We start from the raw sequence: 20,237 nt of genomic DNA on the forward strand, positions 1-20,237 counted from the left end.
ACACGTTGGGGAGGGCCGCTCTTAGGCGGCGGCCTCTTCTTTGTTAGACAGCTTGGCGGCTTCTTCGGTGGCGACGCGGTTGCCCGGCACACAGGGAGCCAACACTTTTACATAGAGGGCAGTACCGATCTGGGCACCGACGATGGGGCCGAGGATGGGAACCCAGAAGTAGGGGTTGTCACGACCACCGGTCATGGCCACATCACCCCAGCCAGCCAGGAAGGCGAACAGTTTGGGGCCGAAATCACGGGCCGGGTTCATGGCGAAACCGGTTAACGGGCCAAGGGAGGCGCCGATCACCGCGATCAGGATACCGATCAGCAGGGCGGCGGCGAAGCCTTTGGGGGCACCGTTGTTGTTGTCACCCAGCGCCATGATGCCCAGCATCAGCACGGCGGTGATCACCATCTCGACCGCAAAGGCCTGCATGTTGGAGAGCAGGGCGTTCGGGTAGGTAGAGAAGATGCCGGCGCTGCCGAGGCTCTCGACGCTGCCGCGTACCACGTTGTGGGTCACTTCCCACTGGGTGAAAAGGTTACCATAGAGGAAGTAGACCAGCGCCGCGAAGCAGAAGGCGCCGGCAACCTGGGCGATGATGTAGGGCACCACTTTGCGCTTGTCGAACCCGCAGAAGGTCATCAGCGCCAGGGTCACTGCCGGGTTGAGGTGGGCACCGGAGATACCGCCGGTGACATAGATGGCGATGGCGACGCCCAGACCCCAGGTAATGGAAATTTCCCATTGCCCGAAGTTGGCTCCCGCCAGCACCAGTGCGGCCACGCAGCCGACGCCGAAAAATATCAGCAGGCCGGTTCCGATAAACTCGGCAATGCATTCACCAAGCAGGGTATTGGGTCTTTGTATGCTCATACCGTTATTCCTTATATCCACCCAGAGTAGGTTTGATGTTCCGTTTTGTTGTTTTTCATTCCCATTATTGCGTCCGAAAACGTTTCTTCTTGTTTTTTGAGCTGACGCAAACGTTATGCTCGTTTGCGCTCGTTCTCGGACGAGAGAGAAAATAAACCTAAATCGCCCATTCACCACTCCCTCCCCGCAGGAAATGTGGACAAGATCCCACTCATTGCTAAGAAAATGTGACGGAAAGCAAGTTGATACAGTGGCTATACCACTTAGTGGGTATCTAAAAGCCTTGCTACACAAGGGATTGCGGCTGATGAGTGATTGCTCATTTGACACTTTCTTTTGTAATAAAACTGCAATATTTCAGCCTCCATCACAGATTAAATGTTCACATATGAGCACAATAGGCTCGCTTTCGAATCAGGACTCATCTGATTGGTCAGCATGGACAGGGCACCCTCAACCGCCCACAACAACAATAAGGAAGCAGAACATGCTTAGTCTCTTCAGGCCTGCACCACACATAGACAGGCTCCCGGCCGACAAGGTCGACCCCTTCTACAAACGCATGCGTTGGCAGGTGTTTTTCGGGATCTTCTTCGGTTATGCCGGTTACTACCTGGTACGGAAAAACTTCAGTCTGGCGATGCCCTATCTGATCGAACAGGGCTTCTCCCGCGGCGATCTGGGTCTGGCGCTGTCCGGCGTCTCCATCGCCTACGGTCTCTCCAAGTTCCTGATGGGGAACGTGTCGGACCGCTCCAACGCCCGCTACTTCCTCTCCGCCGGTCTGCTGCTGTCGGCCGGCATCATGTTCATGATGGGGACCATGCACTGGGCCACCTCCAGCATCGCCATCATGTTCGTGCTGTTGTTCCTGAACGGCTGGGCACAGGGCATGGGCTGGCCGCCCTGCGGTCGTACCATGGTGCACTGGTGGTCACAGAAAGAGCGTGGCGAAGTGGTCGCGGTCTGGAACGTGGCCCACAACGTGGGTGGCGGCATGATAGGTCCGCTGTTCATTCTGGGGATGGGCTGGTTCAACGACTGGCGCAGTGCCTTCTATGTGCCGGCTGCCGCCGCTGCCGCCATCGCGGTGATTGCCTTCTTCGTGATGCGCGATACCCCGCAATCGGTCGGTTTGCCTCCCATCGAAGAGCACAAGAACGACTATCCGAAGGACTACAACGAAAGCCACGAGCAGGAGTTTTCCGCCAAGGAGATCTTCGTCAAGTACGTGCTGCACAACAAGCTGTTGTGGTACATCGCCATTGCCAACGCCTTCGTTTACCTCATCCGTTACGGTGTGCTGGACTGGGCGCCGACCTACCTGAAAGAGGCCAAGGACTTCAGCGTCGACAACTCCTCCTGGGCGTACTTCCTGTACGAGTGGGCGGGTATTCCGGGCACCCTGCTGTGCGGCTGGATCTCAGACAAGATGTTCCAGGGCCGCCGTGCGCCGGCCGGCATCCTGTTCATGGTGCTGGTGACCGTGGCCGTGCTGGTCTACTGGTTCAACCCGGCCGGCAACCCGACCGTCGACATGATGGCGCTGGTGGCTATCGGCTTCCTGATCTACGGCCCCGTCATGCTGATCGGCCTCTATGCCCTGGAGCTGGCGCCGAAGAAGGCCGCCGGTACTGCGGCAGGCTTCACCGGTCTGTTTGGTTATCTGGGTGGCGCGGTCGCGGCCAACGCCATGCTGGGTTACACCGTTGACCACTTCGGCTGGGATGGCGGCTTCATGGTGCTGACCGCTTCCTGCGTGCTCTCCATCATCCTGCTGGCGATGACCCTCAAGCACGAGAACCAGTCGATTGCCGCCAAAGCGGCTGCCCATAAGGCATAAAACGTGATCCTGCCCTTATCGATTGGAAAAGGGATCAGGTAAACTCCCCAAGGCCCCGCATCTGCCGGGGCCTTTTTTCGTCTCATCATCGGAGTTCAAGCGTGAAGCAAACCCAACGACATCTGGAGATCCTGGACGTCCTGACGCGGCAGGGCTTTGTCTCGACCGAGGATCTGGTGACCCACTTTGACGTCAGCCCCCAGACCATTCGCCGGGATCTCAACGATCTCGCCGAGCAGAACAAGATCCGGCGCCACCATGGCGGGGCCTCCCTGCATTCGAGTACCGTCAACACCGCCTACAGCGCCCGCAAGGTGATGCAGCTCAAGGAGAAAGAGCGTATCGCCCGTGAAGTGGCCGCCAATATTCCCGACGGCTCGTCGCTGTTCATCGACATCGGCACCACCACCGAAGCCATCGCCCGCGCCCTGCTCGATCACCGCGAGCTGCGCATCGTCACCAACAACCTCAACGTGGCCAGTATCCTCACCGCCAAGGATGACTTCACCGTCATCATCGCCGGCGGCGAAATTCGCAACCGGGACGGCGGCATCGTGGGGGAGGCGACCCGCGACTTCATCGGCCAGTTTCGCATGGACTACGGCGTCATCGGCATCTCGGGCATCGACAGCGACGGCTCCCTGCTCGACTTCGACTACCACGAGGTGAAGATTGCCCAGGCCATCATCGCCCACTCCCGCCAGGTGTTCCTGGCCGCCGACCACACCAAGTTCGGTCGCAACGCCATGGTCAACCTCGGCAACCTCAGCCAGATCCACGCCCTGTTCACCGATCAGGAGCCGCCGGAGAAGCTGATGCGGCTGATGTCCCAGCACCAGATCGAGTGCCACATCTGCTGAGTCGCCGTTAACCCGTTTCAGCACCAGGCCGCCATCGGGCGGCCGCTTCGTTTTCAGCCTCCTTGCACTTCTGCTCGCCCTCATTCCACCGCCAATGCCGTGCTGATGTCCCCAAAAGCGCGATCTCGCTCACAGCCTTGCCCCCGTTTTCCCCAGGCTGCGCCGCTTTATCACCGACCGGCAGCATTTTTAGCATTGCCAAAACAATCGCGATCACATTTTCTCCATAAAATGTTCGTTTATCATTTTTTCATGCTCTAATATGAGCGAAATCAAACATTGCGACGGTTTCGCAAGGTCAAAATAAGAAAGTAGGTGAACATGAGCGAACATTATGATCTGGTCGTCGTCGGCGGCGGCATCAACGGGGTAGGCATTGCGGCTGATGCAGCGGGGCGGGGTCTGAAGGTTGCCCTGTTCGAGGCGCGCGATCTCGCCTCTGCCACCTCTTCCAACTCCAGCAAGCTGATCCACGGCGGCCTGCGCTACCTCGAACACTACGAATTCCGGCTGGTGAAAGAGGCGCTGGCGGAGCGGGAGGTGCTGCTCGGCATGGCCCCCCACATCGCCCGTCCCATGCGTTTTCGGCTGCCCCATCGCCCGCACCTGCGCCCGGCCTGGATGATCCGCGCCGGCCTGTTCCTCTATGACAACCTGGCCAAGCGTGACAAGCTCAAGGGCAGCTGCGGCGTGCGCTTCCTGCCGCAGGACGGCCTCACCGCCGGCATCAGCAAGGGGTTCGAGTATTCGGACGCCTGGGTCGACGACGCCCGGCTGGTGGTGCTCAACGCCATGATGGCGCGCGACAAGGGCGCCGACGTGCAGACCCGCACCCGCTGCGTCAAGGCGGTGCGCGGCTCCAAACACTGGACCCTGACGCTGGAGCGGGAAGGGGGCGAGCAGTTCAACGTCACCTGCCGCGGTCTGGTCAATGCGGCCGGCCCCTGGGTCAAGACCTTCTATGACGAGAGCCTGCACGAGAAATCTCCGCGCGGCATTCGCCTCATCAAGGGCAGCCACATGATAGTGCCGCGCATCCATGAGCGCGAAGAGGCCTACATCCTGCAAAACGAGGACAACCGCATCGTCTTCGTCATCCCTTATCAGCAGGACTACTCGCTGATCGGCACCACGGACGTGGAGCACAAGGGCAGCCCGCGTGAAGCCAAGATCAGCGACGCCGAGATCAACTACCTGTGCAAGGTGGTCAACGCCCACTTCACCCGTCAGATCGCCCCCAAAGACGTGATCTGGACCTATGCCGGGGTGCGCCCGCTGTGCGATGACGAATCCGACTCGCCGCAGGCGGTGACCCGCGACTACACCCTCGAACTGTCCGGCGAATCCGACGGCGCGCCGCTCTTGTCGGTGTTTGGCGGCAAGCTCACCACCTATCGCAAGCTGGCCCAGGCTGCCTGCAACAAGCTCAAGCCCTGGTTCAGCCAGATGGGGGATGACTGGACCGCCAACAGCCGGCTGCCCGGTGGCGAGTTCGACTGCTCGGTCCGCGAGCTGGCGCGCGCCTTTGCGCTGGAATTTGACTGGCTCGATGATCGCAGTGCCCTGCGCATTGCCGAGGCCTATGGCGCCCATGCCCGCCTCTGGCTGCACCAGGAGCGTGGCCAGCACTTTGGTGCCGGACTGTACGAATCTGAGGTGCGCTACCTTATCGAGCGGGAGTGGGCCTGCAGCCTGGAAGACATTCTGTGGCGCCGCAGCAAGCTGGGGCTGCGTCTGTCCGAAGCCGAGCAGCAGCAACTGGCTGCCTGGCTCAGCGAACACCACCACGCCCTGCCCGAAGCCTGCTGATCACCCCTGGCGGGCGGCCCTGGCCGCCCGCCGTAAAAATGCAATAAACCTCTGTTATAACAATAACCTACATCCCATAAACAATAACAAAGAGCACCGCGCATGAAAAAACACACTCTCTCCCTGCTTGCCCTTGGTCTGGGGGCCGCCCTGGCATTGCCCGCACTGGCGGCCGATGAAGGCAAGATAGTGATCGCTCACCGGGGGGCCTCCGGCTACCTGCCCGAGCACACCCTGGAGTCCAAGGCATTGGCCTATGGCATGGGGGCCGACTATCTGGAGCAGGATCTGGTGATGACCAAGGATGACCAGCTGGTGGTGATGCACGATCACTTCCTCGATGGCATCACCGATGTGGCTGAGCGCTTCCCCGGCCGGGCCCGCCCGGATGGTCGCTACTATGTGGTGGATTTCACCCTGGATGAGGTGCGCTCCCTGCGCATGACCGAGCCGTTCCAGCTGGTGGACGGCAAGCAGGTGCCGGTCTATCCGGCCCGCTTCCCGCTGTGGAAGTCGAGCTTCAAGATTCATACCTTCCAGGAAGAGATCGAGATGATCCAGGGGCTCAACAAGAGCACCGGCAAGAACATCGGTATCTACCCGGAGATAAAAGCCCCCTGGCTGTTCCGCCACGAGGGCAAGGACATCTCCAAGGCGGTACTCAAGGTACTGAAGGAGTACGGCTACACCAGCAAGAGCGACAAGGTCTATCTGCAGTGTTTCGATACCAACGAACTCAAGCGCATCAATAGCGAACTGATGCCTGCCATGGGCATGGACTTGAAACTGGTGCAGCTGATGGCCGAGACCGACTGGAACGAGACCATGGTCTATGACGCCAAGGGCAAGGCGACCCCCTACAGCTATGACTGGATGTTCAAGCCGGGTGCCATGAAGGAGATCGCCGGCTATGCCGAGGGGATCGGCCCCTGGAAGCCGATGATAGTGCCGGAGCCGGGTACCTTGGGCAAACCGACCTTCACCGGCATGGTAAAAGAGGCCCATGCGGCCGGCCTCAAAGTGCATCCTTATACCTTCCGTCAGGATGAGGGCCAGATCCCGGCCTATGCGAAAGACTTCACCGATCTGCTCAACATCTTCCTCTATCAGGCCGATGTGGACGGGGTATTCAGCGACTTCCCCGACAAGGCGGTCGAGGTGATCAAGGCTCACGGCAAATAATAAAAGAAGAGCAACACGGGAATGCAAGCGGGGCCAGGTGCCCCGCTTTTTTATGTCGGTGGGCAAGGGAAGACAGAATTGGTGTAATCATATGTTTACAATTGTGGTGTGTGGAGCATGCGCGGAGCACTACTTTCTGGCCGAAAGGCTCTCTTTTGTGGTCATTTATCCATCTGTCAGCGAATAAACCCACTTGTTTCACTTGATTGTTTGTTTTTAATTGGTAAGGTGAGGGCGGTTGCGTAACAAAGTACTGACTTTGTGTAAATAAAAATGAACGGTCGGTGCGGTTGGCTTGAAACAGTAGAGAGAATGAGAACATGCAAAGAGATCCCCTGAACAACATCCATATCCAGTCCGAACAAGTGATGATCACGCCTGCCCAGCTCAAGGAGAAACTGCCCATCTCCGAGCGCGCGCTGGCATTCGTGCAAGGGGCCCGCAATACCATCGCCGACATCATCCACCGTCGCGATCACCGACTGCTGGTGATCTGTGGTCCCTGCTCCATCCACGACATGGACGCCGCCAAAGAGTACGCAACCAGACTCAAAGCGCTGCATGACGCCTATCAGGACTCTCTCTACATTGTCATGCGGGTCTACTTTGAGAAGCCGCGCACCACGGTCGGCTGGAAGGGCTTTATCAACGATCCGAATCTGGATGGCACCTTCGACGTGGAGCTGGGGCTGCACCGCGCCCGCGAGCTGCTCTGCTGGCTGGCCGAGCTGGAGTTGCCGCTGGCGACCGAGGCGCTCGACCCCATCAGCCCGCAGTACCTGGCGGAGCTCTTCTCCTGGTCGGCCATCGGTGCCCGCACCACCGAATCCCAGACCCACAGGGAGATGGCCTCCGGCCTCTCCATGCCGGTCGGCTTCAAGAATGGCACCGACGGCAACCTGGGCACTGCCATCAATGCGCTGCAGGCGGCCTCCAGCCCCCACGCCTTCATGGGGATCAACCAGCAGGGCCAGGTCGCGTTGCTGCAGACCCAGGGCAACCCGGATGGTCATGTGATCCTGCGCGGCGGCAAGCACCCGAACTACGACTCGGTCAATGTGTCGCTGGCGGAAGAGGCGTTGGAGAAGGCAGGCCTGCTGCCCGGCCTGGTAGTGGATTGCAGCCACGGCAACTCCAGCAAGGATCACCGCCTGCAGCCCAAGGTGGCGGACAACGTGATCCACCAGATCCAGGAGGGCAACCGCTCCATCATCGGGGTGATGCTCGAATCCAACCTGTTCGAAGGCAACCAGTCCAGCGAGCAGCCCAAGTGCGAGATGCGCTACGGCGTTTCCATCACCGATGCCTGCATCGACTGGGAGACCACGGATGCGCTGCTGGCCCGCTGCCACAGCCAGCTGGCGGCACCACTTTTGGCCAGAACCAAGGCATAAGCCGTGGTATCTTGTCAGCACTGATTGAACAATCGAGGTGTCACCGGCCGAGGCGGTGACACCTCGTTGCCTCTTGAATCACAGGGCGTCGCTGCGGGCGGCGCCGCAGGGACCGGATATGGCTGAAGAGTTGAATGCCCTCAGGGACAAAATCGATGCGGTGGACAAGCAGCTGATTGATCTGCTGGCTGCCCGTCTCGCCCTGGTGGGGGAAGTAGGGGAAGTGAAGAGCCGGCACGGCCTGCCCATCTATGCACCGGATCGGGAGGCGAGCATGCTGGCCCGCCGCCGCGCCGAGGCCGAGGCACTGGGGGTGCCGGGGGACCTTATCGAAGACGTGCTGCGCCGGGTGATGCGCGAATCCTATATTCTGGAATCCGCCAGCGACAAGGAGCACCACTTCAAGTGCATGAAGCCTGAACTCGGCAAGGTGGTGATCATCGGTGGCGAGGGGCAGCTTGGCCGCCTGTTCGGCAACCTGTTCAGCCTCTCGGGCTACCGGGTCGAGACCCTGGGTCAGGCCGACTGGCCGCGCGCCGACGAGATCCTGCACGGGGCCGGGCTGGTGATGGTGGTGGTGCCCATCGACGTCACCTGCGAGGTGATCGATCGGCTCGGCAACCTGCCTGAGAACTGCCTGCTGGTGGACGTGACCAGCGTCAAGAGTGAACCGCTTGCCCATATGCTGGCGGTACACCAGGGGCCGGTGCTGGGGCTGCACCCCATGTTCGGGCCGGATGTGGCGAGCCTCGCCAAGCAGGTGATCGTCTGTTGTCAGGGGCGCGAGCCCGCCGCCAGCCAGTGGCTGCTGGAGCAGATGACCATCTGGGGGGCGCGTTTGCAGCAGGTGGAGGCCAAGGCCCACGACGAGGCGATGACCTTCATCCAGGCGCTGCGCCACTTTGCCACTTTCGCCTACGGCTGGCACCTCTCCCGCGAGCAGGCCAACATCGACCGCCTGCTGGCGTTGAGCTCCCCCATCTACCGGCTGGAGCTGGCCATGGTGGGACGGTTGTTCGCCCAGGATCCCCACCTCTACGCCGACATCATACTGTCGTCGCCGCAGAATCTGGCGATGATCCGCCGCTACTATCAGAACTTCGGCGAGGCGCTGGGTCTGCTGGAGCGGGGGGACCGGGAGGGCTTCATCGAGGCCTTCAGCCAGGTTTCCGGCTTCTTCGGTGAGCGGGCGGACGAGTTCCTGCGTGAAAGCCGCACCCTGCTGGCGCAGGCCAACGATCGTCGCCATCACGGCTGAGAATAACGAAAAGCAAAAGGGGCCTGTCGGCCCCTTTTGCTTTTGCACTCCCGCTTGCGTGCTGCGGCGTTTTTATTCTGGCTGCGGCAAGCGCAGATCGGCGCCATCCCAGCCCAGCGGTAGGGTCAGCAACTGATCGATCAGCTCCCGCCGATCGGATTTTTCCAGATAGGCGAGGTAGAGCGGGCGACTCAAGGCCTGGGCGCCTTCCACCAGGTGCAGACGCCCTTGTTCCAGGAAGGGGCTCACCATGCGCCTTGGCAGATAGGCGGCGCCACCGTTGGCCAGCACGAACTGCAGCGCCATGTTGGCAGAGCTCGAGTGCAGCACCGGGGTTTTTTGCAGGCTCTGCAAGCGGCTGGGCTGGGGCTCGAAGCTGGTGCCCCAATCCAGATGAATGTGCGGCATCTGCATCAGGCTGTCGGCGTTGGCGGCGGCATCCCGGCTCACCAGCTCGAACACCAGCTCGCCGATGGGGTGCAGGGCAATCTCGTCGATCTTGGTCGGCTCGGAGAGCAGGGCGAGATCGAGGGAGCGCTCCAGCAACTGGCGGCACAGGTGCTCGCGGGAGGCGGTCTCGAGCCGCACCGCGAGGCCGGGGGCCAGGGCATAGACATGGTTGAGCCAGTCGTTGAAGTCGAGCTCCCAGAACACCGCGGGGGCGCCGATGGCGAGCTGCTGGCTGAAACCGGGAGAGAGGGCCACATCCTGCTTGGCGCGGCCCAGGGTATGCAAGATGGCGTCTGCGTAGGGCAGCAGACGCTCACCGGAGGCGGTCAGGCGGATGTTGTTGCGATGACGGGCAAACAGACTGACCCCGAGTTGCTGTTCGAGCTGGCGGATCCGAAAGCTCACCGCCGACTGGGTCAGGTAGAGATTTTCAGCTGCCCGGCCGAAGTGCCGGGTCTTGCTGACCTCGATAAACGTCCGAAGCAGTTCGGTATCCATTAATCGATGGACTCGTCGCTGCCACCACCGCTGCCACCTTCAAAGCCGCCACCGCCGGTCTCCTCGTTGGCACCGCCGGCGACGGTGCACAGACGGTGTACGCGCTTGGGACCGATCACCTTCAGATACTTGAACCACACCTTGGCATGGGGGTTGCTGCCGGCGGCGCCGGATTTGACCTGTTCGATAAAGGCGCTTTCTACGTCATCGCGCGGGGCCAGGTTGCCCTGATAGAGCGCGAGCATGGCGGTGCCGTATTTTTCCAGACTGTCCGCTTCGGCCACAGTGAATTCGCCACTGCGACGCAGGCCACGGGGAAAATGTTTGAAGTCGTTGAAACGCTTGTCTGATTCGAAGCTCATAGTGCTCTTTTTCTGGTTAGTTTGACCTTTGCGGGCAAGTATCATCAGGCCGTCGCAGAGTGCAAAATCAATTTTTTCACTATATGGATAAATATTTTTAATCGAAAGCGGTTTAGCCATGATCCAGTGGGTCTGAGCCGGGGGGAAGGGCAAAAAAGTGAGAAAAAAAGCGGAGTTATGTCAGGTTCTGTAAAGGTTGGAGCCTCTGGTCAGACGACATTTGGCTAAAAATAAAGCGCCATTCGGCGCTCTATTTTGTTGTATTCATGAACCAAAGCGGGAGGTTTGGTCTCGATGGAGACTCACTCTATCATGGCTGGCTGAGCCAGGGTGTCGGCACGCCACAGACGGTAGCGCACTTCATACTCCTGCGGTACGTAGAGCACGAACGGCAGCTTGGAGTTGTAGTTCACGAAGAAGCCCTGACCGTAGATCTGGACGAAGGTCTCTTTCTTCTGGCCATCCGGGCAGGCCATCAGGGTGCTGATGGGATCGGACACCTTGCCGAGCATCAGGTAGTTGTAGCCCCAGCCCTTGACGCTGTGCTGTTCCAGGTTGCCGGCAAAGCGCGGCACATTGCAATCGACCATCATTTTCTTGCCGACCTGCAGCTCGACCATCATGTCGGCTTCGTTCTCGACTTCCGGCAGGCGGATCACCACACGTTCCTGGTTCACTTCGGCGGCCGGGAACATGCTGATATCAAATTTTTTCGGTTCGGCGGCGAAGGCATGGCCGCCCAGCAACAAGGCGCCCAGCAGGCTAAAACGCAATACGGTTTTCATCTGTACCTCATGGGGTTGGTTCAACGCCGCTAGACTAACCGCTCTGCCCGTTTCATGCCAGCGATCTGCTACGTAAAAACTGCGTAAAATGACGCAGATCCGGCACACAATGACGTGTTCTGGCTATTTTCTGACAGGACGGAAGTTCGGCTGAACAACAGGCCGGGTGGCAAACGCGGGTGGCCAGCCGGGATCCTGTGCTCATCGGGATCCCCTGGCCACCCGGCTTCATCAGCGCACCAGCAATACCTGCTTGGCCCAGGCGCCGGGCGCCCGCATGCCGACGGCGCCGCTGGTGATATCCAGATAGGCGACCCCCTTGCTGGCCGGTACCGGGGTGGAGGACCAGAGATAGACATAGCCGTCGTTCACCTCTTTTCCTTCGCCGGCCATGGCGCGGGGGAAGATGGTTTCGTTGAGCGCCGGCTTGTAGCAGGCGGACTCCAGTACGCTGGCCAGCTCCTTGATGGTGGGCAGGCGCCAGCCGCCGTGGCCGCCGAAGTTGTAGAGGGCATGGCTCGGCTCGGTGCGGATCCGCTCGGCGGTCAGCAGGGCCTGCTGCCAGTAAAGCCGGGTCGGCTCGCCTTGGCAGCTCTGGTTGCGCCAGGTCTGGCCGAGCTGGCAGCGCATCCAGGTCAGGCCGGTGGAGCGATCCGTGACGGTGCCGTTGCCGCGGTCGATGAAGCGGGCGGTGGGGCTGGTTCTGGGCATGTTGTCATCACAGATGGCGGTGGCCAGGGCGAGGGGGCTGCCAAGGGTCAGCAGCAGGGTCAACATCAAGCGGTTCATCGGGTTACCTCCGCCACCAGTCGCAGTTGCAGACCGTTGGCATCATCGCTGTTTTGAACTGTGGTGGCGTAGTCGGTGCCGGCGTCATCGCCAAGGAAGATGTGGGCGATGGCGCTGATGGGAGCGCTCTCCAGCCGGCGCGAAGGGGTCAGGGTCTGGCTCCAGTAGTAGCCGCTGAAATCCTTGCTGGTGGTGCCGACATCGGGGAAGTAGCGCACGTCCATGCTCACCGGCTGGCCGTCCTGGCGGGCGAGGGAGCCGTAGTGCTGCAGGCTCATCAGCTCGCGCGAGTGGGGCATGCGCCAGCTGGTGATGCCGCACAGCTGCTGGGCGTTGAGCCACTGGCGGTACTGCTCCGTGGTGCAGATGGCTTCGCCATCCGGGCAGGCGTAGTCACGTTCCTCCTGGGTGGGGTGATAGTCACCAAGCTCCCAGGCGAAGGTGCGGTGCAGATCGCGCGGGCTGGCGGGATCATCGAGCTTCTTCTCCCAGACCAGGCCGGTATTGAGATCCTCCACGCACTCCCAGGCGGGGGCGTCATCGGCCAGCGGCTGACCCTGGCCGTCGAGCTTGCGATAGCGCAACGGCGCCTTGTTGAGGCTGGCCTCCTGCCCCGGGTGATCGGCGGGCTCCTGGGTGAGCAGGTAGTCGACCCCGTCCGTGTAGGTGGTGACGCCACTGCCGGTGATCAGTGGATGGGAGTGCTGTTGCAGCAGCCGGGCGCGGACGTCTGCTTGCTGGCTGGCCAGCTCGCCGTGCAGGGCAAAGTGGCTGGCCAGCTCGGGTAGCAGGCTGCCGATGGCCGGCCACACCAGCATATGCAGGGTGGCGGTCGAGAAGCCCTCCTGCGCCTGTAGTTCGGTCTCGACGACCGCCTGCAGCAGCTGGCCCAGCGCCAGGTTGAAGTCGTTCAGCCGGGAGAGGGCGGCCAGATCCTGGTCCGGTTGCAGCGGCGCCAGCGCACTCAGCAGCTGGTCGAGGGCTTGCCTCGGGGGCTGCCCCTCGGCGATGCGGTATTGCAGCAGGGTGCTGAGCGGGCTGGGGGTCAGATGCTGGCCGTCGAGCCGGGCGGCGGGGTGCAGCAGCATGGGGGTGGCCGGATTGCTCGGCAAGAACAGCAGCGGGCTGGTCAACAGGGCCGGGGCGCTGCCGCTCAACCGGTGAGTACCGGCCGCGCCACTGACACCGGGCTCGCCCGCATCACAAGATGCATTCTGGTTGAGGTTGACGCACAGGGTGCCGGCTTCGGGCAGGGTCACGGTCAGGCTGTAGTCGGGGACCGCCAGCGGCGCCTCGTCCGAGCCGCCACCGCCACAGGCGGTGAGCAGGGGGGCCAGCAGGCAGGCCAGGCGGGAGTAATGTGGTGTCATCTCTTGTCCTTGGGTAAGGGGGCCTTGGCCCCCTCTTCTTATATATGGATGGGGTGGATTCAGGTGCGCTGGCGCAGGCGGCGCCAGAGTGCCAGCGGCAGCAACCAGAGCAGGTTGGCTGCCCCGCCGCCGCTGCCGTCGTCCACCTGGAAGTGGATGATGCCGTCATCGGGCGGGGTGATCGGCTTGCTGCACTGGGCGCCGGTGCGCTGGCTGATGCTCCAACCGTTGATGCGGCCCCGATTGCCGGGCTTGCTGTCCACTATCTCCAGGGTCCAGCGGCCGGCCAGCGGCTCCCCTTCCAGCGCGCTGAAGGGCTGCAGGGGCAGCAGCTCGGTGGGGAACACCCCCTTGAGGCGCGGCAATGGGCTGTAGCCCTTGTTCCAGATCTGGATGCGGGTGCCGGAGGGGGAGTTGAGCCAGATCTCCAGCTCATCGAGCGCCGGGTGTTGCAGATCCAGGTTCAGTTGCAGCCGATCGCTCACCCTGGCCTCGCTGCTCTCGATCAGCAGGCTGGTTTCACTGAGGCCACGCACCTCGTCGCTCATGGCATCGCTCAAGGTGAGCGGCTGACCGCTGGCACGGCTGACGATGGGGGCGCCGATGGGCAGGGTCAGCGACTGCTGCCACTGGCGCTCGGTCGGGCTGGTGCCGCTCATGGCGAGGCTCACCGGCAGCGCCACCTCGTCGCCACAGGCGAGCGGGCTCTGGGCCAGCAGGCGCAGGGTGGTGGTCATGCTGGCACCCGCCGCGAGGGTCGCCGGTTGCCAGCTGTAAGGATCGGCCTGCAACCCGGTTGGCAGGGTGAGAGCCAGCTCATTGAGGGTGACCGGCGCCTTGCCCTGGTTGGTGAGGGTCAGCTGCACCGACTGGCGCTGCCCCAGCTCGATGACGCCGCCATCACTGAGGCCGACATTGACCGGTGCCTGCAACAGGCTGTGCTGGCGAAACGCCTGCTCCAGCAGCCTGGCATAGGGGCGCGCCGGGTAGAGCCGGGCGGCGGTATCCACCGTGATGCGGGCCAGTTGCGGCATGCGGATGGCCGGGCCGAGACCGAAGTGGGACTCGATGATCAGGCGATCAAACTCGTCCCGCGCCCCTTCGCCCTGCTCGGCGACCGCGGCCAGCAGCGCCTGGAACAGCGGGGTGCCCCACAGCTGGTCGCCATTGCTGCCGTTGATGGTGCGGTGGGCCGGGTAGTTGTAATCCGGGTGGTAGCGGGCGCGCAGATCGTCCAGCTGACGCGGGGTGCGGTCGGTGAAGCGGGCATCCCAGTTGAACACCATGGCGGGCTCGAACTGGCGGCCGGCTTCGCTGCGCTGGCGATGGCTGGCGGCCAGGTAGTCGCTGAAACCTTCACCGATGGCGCCCCAGTCAGCCTCGTCCCCGAGATCCGGCACTATGTGATGCTGCACCGCGTGGCCGAACTCGTGCCAGATCACCATGGGATCCTCGGCATCGGGCACGCCGCTGCGGCCCAGCTCCAGCCTGCGCTCGAACGGATCGTAGAGGGAGTTGTCCTGATAGCCGGCTTCGGTGTCGATGTCGAGCGCCCCCGGGATGAGATCGGCAAAGCCGAGGCGCTTGAGGTGGCGCTGGGCCAGATCCAGGTGGTAGTAGGCGTTGATGTCGGCAAAGCCGCGATCATCGCGGGTGAGGCGAAACGCCTGCGGACTGTCGGCGCTGAAGGGGGCCGTGTCCGGCTCCATGGCATCCACCACCCGGGCGTGGGGGCCGCTCAGCAGATAGCGTCCACCCGCCAGGGTGACCGGCAGCGGCACCTTGTCCTGATAGGCGGCGTCCGCCAGTTGCAGGGCTTCGTGCCAGACCAGGCTGGCGTCGCGCAGCTGGGTACGGGGATCCGGATCGAATACCCGAGCCTCCAGCTGGGTGTCGCCGGCGTCGGCGATGCGGCTGGCCTGGGTGCTGGCCGCATCCATCCAGCGACCGAGCTCGCGGCTGCCGTCACAGCTGGCGAAGAGCTGCACATAGCTGGCCTTGGCGTTGCCCGCCTGATGCTCGCGTACCCGTTGGCGCAGGGCCGGCACCAGGGTGTCGCCGTCGCGCCAGTACCAGGCTTCGACCGGACCAAGGGTGTCGATGTCGCTGCCACCATCGCGCAGCTGCTCCAGCAGGGGATCCAGAGTGCCGGCGGCGTCGCAGCCGGGTTCGCTGCTCTGCAGCGGCCGGCTGTTGTGATAGATGCGCCAGGGCTTGCCTGTTTGATCGACGCTGACGGCGGCCTGGATGGTGGGCACCGGCAGGCCGTTGACCAGCTGGCGGAAGCTGTAGTGATGGCCGAGCAGACTGGCCCGCTCGTAGTCGGGGGCCAGGCTCACACCCAGGCGCTGTTCTAGCCAGAGCTTCGGCGTCGTGGTCAGCGGTTGTTCATCGACAAACTGCAGCTCGGCCGCCAGCAGCGGCTGGGAGAGCAGGGTTGCCGCCAGCCAGAGGGCCAGGGAAGAGGGCTTCATGGTTTACTCCAACACAAAAATGAGAAAAGGGATCACCGGCGGGCACCCGCCAGGGTGAGCAGGAAGGCGTACTCGCGGGCCACCTGCTGGCGCGCGTTGCCCGGGCTGGTGCGGTGGCCGCCGTCGAGGGCCGTGCTGAGCAGATAGGGACCCGCTCCCGTGCTGTGTTCCCGCAGGCGGGCCACCCACTTGAGCGGCTCCCAGTAGGGCACCTGACTGTCGTGCAGCCCGGCCGTCACATAGACGGGGGGATAGGGAGCCGCATGTAGGTTGTCGTAAGGGCTCAGGCGGTGCATGGCGGCGTAATCGGCGGCAATGGCCGGGTTGCCCCACTCGGCGTACTCCTGGCGGGTGAGCGGCAGTTCGGGATCGCTCATGGTGCCGATGAGATCGACGAAGGGCACCTGCAGCACGGCCCCGGCGAATCGGGCCGGTGCCTGGTTGAGGGCCGCCGCCACCAGCAGGCCGCCGGCGCTGCCGCCCATGGCAAACAGCCGGGCGGGGTCGATGGCGGGATCCCGGGCCAGCGCAGCGGCCACGGTCAGGAAGTCGTCCACGCTGTGCTGCTTGTGGCGACCGCGCCCGGCCAGATACCACGCATCCCCCAGCATGCCGCCGCCGCGCACGTGGGCGATGGCGTAGACGAAGCCGCGATCCAGCAGGCTCAGCACCTGTGGCTGGTAGTAGGGGCGCATGGGGGTGCCATAGGCGCCGTAGCCGTACAGCAGTAGCGCCTTGGGGGTGTGAATATCTTTGCGCCATACCAGGGATACCGGCACCTTGACGCCATCCTTGCCCACCACCCAGCGGCGCTCGCTCTGGTAGGGGGAGGGGAGGGCGGCCCGGGCGTCTGGCAGCCAGCGGCCGCTGGCGAGATCGAGCTGGCGCTGGTGCGGCGGCTCGGCCATGCCCTGGCGGCGGATCAGGATCTGCCCGCTGGCGGGGTCGTGGGCACCCTGGATCCAGGCCGTGCCGGCCCCCTCGGTCAGCAGCAGGCGATGGTTGAGCCGGCCGCGGCCATCCAGCACGTCGAGCCAGTCATCCCCGTGATGGCGATACTGCAGCACCGTGTAGTCGGCAAACAGGCGCCACTTCTCGAGGCTCCTCTGCTCGCCAGACCAGAGCGGTTGCCACTCTCCCTTGGCCACCTGGCTCAGGTCGGCCACCTGATAGAGGCCGAGGGCACCGTCCCGGTTGCTCTTGAGCAGCACCCGCTCCCCCTGGGTATCCAGGTAGTACTCGAGGCCAGCCTGACGAGCCTTGAGCAGAGCCGGCGTGCCCGCGTCCAGCAGGTACTGCTCGGCGCTGTCGTGGTTGTTGCTCTGCAGCAGCAGGTGGCGTCGATCCGTGGTGCGATAGAGGCTCAGCAGCCAGGCGGGATCCGCTTCTTGGTGGATCTGCTGTTCCTTGCCATCGCGCCAGGCCCACAGCTGCCAGGGGCGCAGGGTGCGGGGTTCGTTGGTGATGGTGTAGAGGGTCTTGCCGTCCAGGCTCCAGAGCAGATCGCTGGCCCTGTGCGTCAGGATGGCCAGGGGCTTGCCGTCGACCAGGTCGAGCAGGGTGATGCGGTAATCCCGATCGCCCTGCAGATCTTCGGCCAGGGCCAGCCAGCGCCCGTTCGGGTGCAGGGCCCAGCTGGCGAGCTCGTAGTAGCCGCTGGCCGGCTGGCGGGCCGCCAGCCGTTGGCGGGGCTCAGCCTGTTCGCCGTCTCGCTGCCACAGACTGCCGTCGGCTTCCATCCGCCACTGGCTGCCCGCCTCGCTCAGCCACTCTTGCGGCATGGGCTCGCCGCGTTCTTGTGCCTGCCACTCGGCCTGCAGAGCCTGCTCCAGCGGCCGCTGAGCGGCGAGCTGCTGCTCGGTCCAGCGGTTCTGCTCGCCCAGCAGGGCCAGCAGGGCGGGATCCTGACGGCTGTCGTCGCGCCAGCCGCCATAGGGATCGAGCCGGGCCCGCTCCCCCGGCATAGGCAACGGGCGGTGAGGAATAAGCGGGGCCACGAGCGGTGCCGAGGTGGGGATGGCCTGGCTTTGGGTATCGGCAGGCTGGACCGGCGCCGGATTGGCCAGCAGGCTGGCCAGCATCAGGAGTGCGTGCATCAGAGCCCCACGAAGGTGTAGCGCAGGCTGGCGCTCAGGGAGCGGCCCGTCTGGGTGTAGAGGCCCGCATCCGTGCCTGCTTCCAGCCCGGCAACGTCCTGATAGCGGGTGTAGCGGGTATCGAGCAGGTTATCGAGCTTGAGGTTGGCCTTGAGAGCGTCAGTGATCTGCCAGTCGGCGGTCAGGGCGAAGCTGAGCCAGCCTGCGCTCTTCAGGCACTCGCCCTGCTGCTGGGTCAGGCTGTTGCCACAGCTGGGCACCCGGCTCATGGCGGCGGCGTAGTCGGCCTGCAGCCCCAGGCTCCAGTCGTTGGCCTGATAGCTGAGGCGGGTGTTGCCCTCGAGCGGGGTGAGGTTGCGCGGCGATTCGCCCTGGCTGGTCTTGCCGTCGACCCAGCCCAGCTTGGTGGCCAGCTCCCACTGCTGGGTCAGCCAGTAGCTGGCGGCGATCTCGGCGCCCCAGGTTTCGGACTTGGCGACGTTGCGGTATTGACGCAGCATGACCCCGTCGCTCAGGCGAAAGCCCACCTGACGCCAGTCGACGAAGTTGTAGTAGCGGTTGTAGAAGAGCGCCGGCTTGATGCTCCACTCATCCCCTTCGCCGCTCACCCCCCACTCGAAGCTGTGGCTGGTCTCCTCCTTGAGGTTAGGGTTGGCGATGATCTCGAACGGCGGCAGGGCAAAGTAGTGGGGGATGTTGCCGTACACCTTGTCGTAGGAGGGGGCGCTGAAACCGTTGGCGTAGCTCAGCCAGCTGCGCCACTGCTCGTTGAAGCGGTAGCTGGTGGCCAGGCTCGGCGAGATATGCCAGCTGTGGTTGCTCTCGCCCCGGCCATCCTGCGGGCTCAGCCACTGCTGATCCATGCGCAGGGTCGGAGTGAACTGCCACTGGCCCAGGGTCGCCACGTCTCCCAGCCAGATGCCGGCCCGATCGGTGCGGGCGCTGCTGAAGGGGGCGGACTGGGTGGGCTGGGGAATGCCGGCTTCCAGCATCATTTTTTCCACCGGGCGCTCGTGCCGGGTGCGCGCCAGCTCGATGCCGTAGCTCAGCTTGTGCTCGATGGGGCCGGTGACCAGATCGCGGCGGATATCCAGCTCGCTGCCGATCAGCTGTTCGGTGAAGGTGGCCAGCTCCCGCTCGCTGCGATAGCGGGGGTAGCCGCTCAGCTCGTCATTTTGCAGCAGGCTGCGCTTGTTGGCGGTGTTCTTGGCGTAGTTGCCGTGCAGGTTCCAGGTAAAGCGGTCGGCCAGCGGGTGGCCCAGATCCTGCGCCTCCCAGCTCAGCTTGCCGCCCTGGGAGCGCTGGGTGCCGTTCTCGCGATACTGGCGTACCTGCCACTTGCCGTCGGGCTGGGGCATTTCACGCGGCCCCTGATCCCGCTTGGCATTGTCTTCGAAGTAGTCGAGTTCGAGGCGCAGCAGATGCTGCTCATTGAGGGTCAGGCTGGAGCTGGTGGAGGCGCTGAGGCCGTCGAGGTCCGCAGGGATGCGGCTCTGGTCGTAGTTGGCGGTCTCGTGCCCCTGCCAGCCGGAGAGGCGCAGCAGGTGGGCGCTCTCGCCCCAGCGGGCGGCGCCGGTGGCGCTCAGTTTCTGCTTGTCGCTGCTGCCGTCGTGCAGCACCTTGCTGCTGAGGTAGGCATCCTGCCCCTGCAGGTAATCTTCCGGCTGCTTGGTGGTGATGACCACGGTGCCGCCGATGGCGTCCGAGCCGTGCAGGGCGGAACCGGCTCCCTTGGCCACCTCGATCTGCTTGACGTCATCGAGATCGAAGCTGAAGCGGCCCACCTTGTCGTTGAGATCGTCGGCACCGAAGCCGTCGCTGACCCGGACCCCGTCCTTGATGATCAGCACCCGGTTGCCACCGATGCCGCGGATGCTGATGTTTTGCGGCCGGCCCGCCGAGCCTGTTACCGAGACGCCGGGTTCGTTCTTGAACACGTCGGTGAGCTCGGTGGCGATCTGGCGCTCCAGATCCTCTTCGGTGATGACGGTGATGGAGCCCGAGATGTCGGACAGTTTCTGTTCGACCCGCTGACCCTTGACCACTATGGTCTCGCGCGCCTTGGGCGGGGTGGTGCCGGAGGTGTCTATGCCGGCGGGATCGCCGGCGGCCAGCGCTGTACCGGACAGCAGCATGGGCCAGTAGTGAAGCAGCGTTTTCATGTTGAGAATAATTATTATTTAAGCCTGAAGGCCGC

The 20,237-nt window shown here is 63.3% G+C and carries 16 protein-coding genes; 6 read left to right on the forward strand and 10 right to left on the reverse strand.

Annotated elements, in window-relative coordinates:
- Nucleotides 1-21: 21 nt before the first annotated feature.
- The gene (locus E5E96_RS15670; protein WP_011705540.1) at nucleotides 22-870 is read right to left on the reverse strand and encodes an MIP/aquaporin family protein; all 849 of its coding nucleotides are present in this window, start codon (nucleotides 868-870) and stop codon (nucleotides 22-24) included.
- Nucleotides 871-1,357: 487 nt separating this feature from the next.
- On the opposite strand from E5E96_RS15670, the gene glpT reads away from it, so the two are divergent.
- On the forward strand, nucleotides 1,358-2,713 hold the full coding sequence (gene glpT, locus E5E96_RS15675) for a glycerol-3-phosphate transporter (protein WP_011705541.1): 1,356 nt from the start codon (nucleotides 1,358-1,360) through the stop codon (nucleotides 2,711-2,713).
- Nucleotides 2,714-2,814: 101 nt separating this feature from the next.
- Entirely contained in the window at nucleotides 2,815-3,573 is a 759-nt protein-coding gene (locus E5E96_RS15680) for a DeoR/GlpR family transcriptional regulator (RefSeq protein WP_011705542.1), read from the forward strand.
- Nucleotides 3,574-3,580: 7 nt separating this feature from the next.
- Here the strand turns inward: E5E96_RS15680 and E5E96_RS15685 are convergent, their stop codons facing one another.
- On the reverse strand, nucleotides 3,581-3,790 hold the full coding sequence (locus E5E96_RS15685) for a hypothetical protein (protein ID WP_171281269.1): 210 nt from the start codon (nucleotides 3,788-3,790) through the stop codon (nucleotides 3,581-3,583).
- A gap of 104 nt (nucleotides 3,791-3,894) precedes the next feature.
- Here E5E96_RS15685 and glpD point away from each other — a divergent pair, with 104 nt between their 5' ends.
- The 4 genes from glpD to tyrA all read left to right on the forward strand — a co-directional run bounded on the left by glpD (nucleotide 3,895) and on the right by tyrA (nucleotide 9,216).
- A complete protein-coding gene (gene glpD, locus E5E96_RS15690) occupies nucleotides 3,895-5,382 on the forward strand; it encodes a glycerol-3-phosphate dehydrogenase (RefSeq protein WP_011705543.1) in 1,488 nt (495 codons plus the stop codon).
- 102 nt (nucleotides 5,383-5,484) lie between these two features.
- Complete coding sequence (gene glpQ / locus E5E96_RS15695) at nucleotides 5,485-6,564, forward strand: glycerophosphodiester phosphodiesterase (protein WP_135320110.1); 1,080 nt, start codon at nucleotides 5,485-5,487, stop codon at nucleotides 6,562-6,564.
- Nucleotides 6,565-6,884: 320 nt separating this feature from the next.
- Nucleotides 6,885-7,958, forward strand: coding sequence for a 3-deoxy-7-phosphoheptulonate synthase (locus E5E96_RS15700; protein WP_171282562.1), 1,074 nt, complete (start codon nucleotides 6,885-6,887; stop codon nucleotides 7,956-7,958).
- Between the two features lie 118 nt (nucleotides 7,959-8,076).
- Complete coding sequence (tyrA, locus tag E5E96_RS15705; protein WP_171282563.1) at nucleotides 8,077-9,216, forward strand: bifunctional chorismate mutase/prephenate dehydrogenase; 1,140 nt, start codon at nucleotides 8,077-8,079, stop codon at nucleotides 9,214-9,216.
- Between the two features lie 72 nt (nucleotides 9,217-9,288).
- On the opposite strand, the gene hdfR is transcribed toward tyrA, so the two are convergent.
- The 8 genes from hdfR to E5E96_RS15745 form a co-directional block, all read right to left on the reverse strand.
- Nucleotides 9,289-10,164 (reverse strand): HTH-type transcriptional regulator HdfR, encoded by an 876-nt coding sequence (hdfR, locus tag E5E96_RS15710; protein ID WP_016350308.1) that lies wholly within the window; start codon nucleotides 10,162-10,164, stop codon nucleotides 9,289-9,291.
- Nucleotides 10,164-10,526, reverse strand: coding sequence for a DUF413 domain-containing protein (gene maoP, locus E5E96_RS15715; RefSeq protein ID WP_016350309.1), 363 nt, complete (start codon nucleotides 10,524-10,526; stop codon nucleotides 10,164-10,166). Before maoP ends, hdfR begins: the two co-directional genes overlap by 1 nt.
- Nucleotides 10,527-10,828: 302 nt before the next feature.
- Nucleotides 10,829-11,311, reverse strand: a complete 483-nt coding sequence (gene eco, locus E5E96_RS15720) for a serine protease inhibitor ecotin (protein ID WP_005299572.1) — start codon at nucleotides 11,309-11,311, stop codon at nucleotides 10,829-10,831.
- A gap of 231 nt (nucleotides 11,312-11,542) precedes the next feature.
- Nucleotides 11,543-12,100, reverse strand: a complete 558-nt coding sequence (locus tag E5E96_RS15725; RefSeq protein ID WP_029301308.1) for a DUF1566 domain-containing protein — start codon at nucleotides 12,098-12,100, stop codon at nucleotides 11,543-11,545.
- The gene (locus E5E96_RS15730) at nucleotides 12,097-13,470 is read right to left on the reverse strand and encodes a DUF1566 domain-containing protein (protein ID WP_171282564.1); all 1,374 of its coding nucleotides are present in this window, start codon (nucleotides 13,468-13,470) and stop codon (nucleotides 12,097-12,099) included. The genes E5E96_RS15725 and E5E96_RS15730 overlap by 4 nt, the downstream gene beginning before the upstream one ends.
- 59 nt (nucleotides 13,471-13,529) lie before the next feature.
- A complete protein-coding gene (locus tag E5E96_RS15735) occupies nucleotides 13,530-15,944 on the reverse strand; it encodes a proprotein convertase P-domain-containing protein (protein ID WP_171282565.1) in 2,415 nt (804 codons plus the stop codon).
- A 32-nt stretch (nucleotides 15,945-15,976) separates the two neighbouring features.
- Nucleotides 15,977-18,040, reverse strand: coding sequence for a prolyl oligopeptidase family serine peptidase (locus E5E96_RS15740; RefSeq protein ID WP_171282566.1), 2,064 nt, complete (start codon nucleotides 18,038-18,040; stop codon nucleotides 15,977-15,979).
- Nucleotides 18,040-20,202, reverse strand: a complete 2,163-nt coding sequence (locus tag E5E96_RS15745) for a TonB-dependent hemoglobin/transferrin/lactoferrin family receptor (RefSeq protein ID WP_171282567.1) — start codon at nucleotides 20,200-20,202, stop codon at nucleotides 18,040-18,042. The genes E5E96_RS15740 and E5E96_RS15745 overlap by 1 nt, the downstream gene beginning before the upstream one ends.
- Nucleotides 20,203-20,237 lie beyond the last annotated feature (35 nt).

The organism is Aeromonas sp. 1805 (assembly GCF_013085525.1).
Classification (GTDB): Bacteria; Pseudomonadota; Gammaproteobacteria; order Enterobacterales; family Aeromonadaceae; genus Aeromonas; species Aeromonas hydrophila.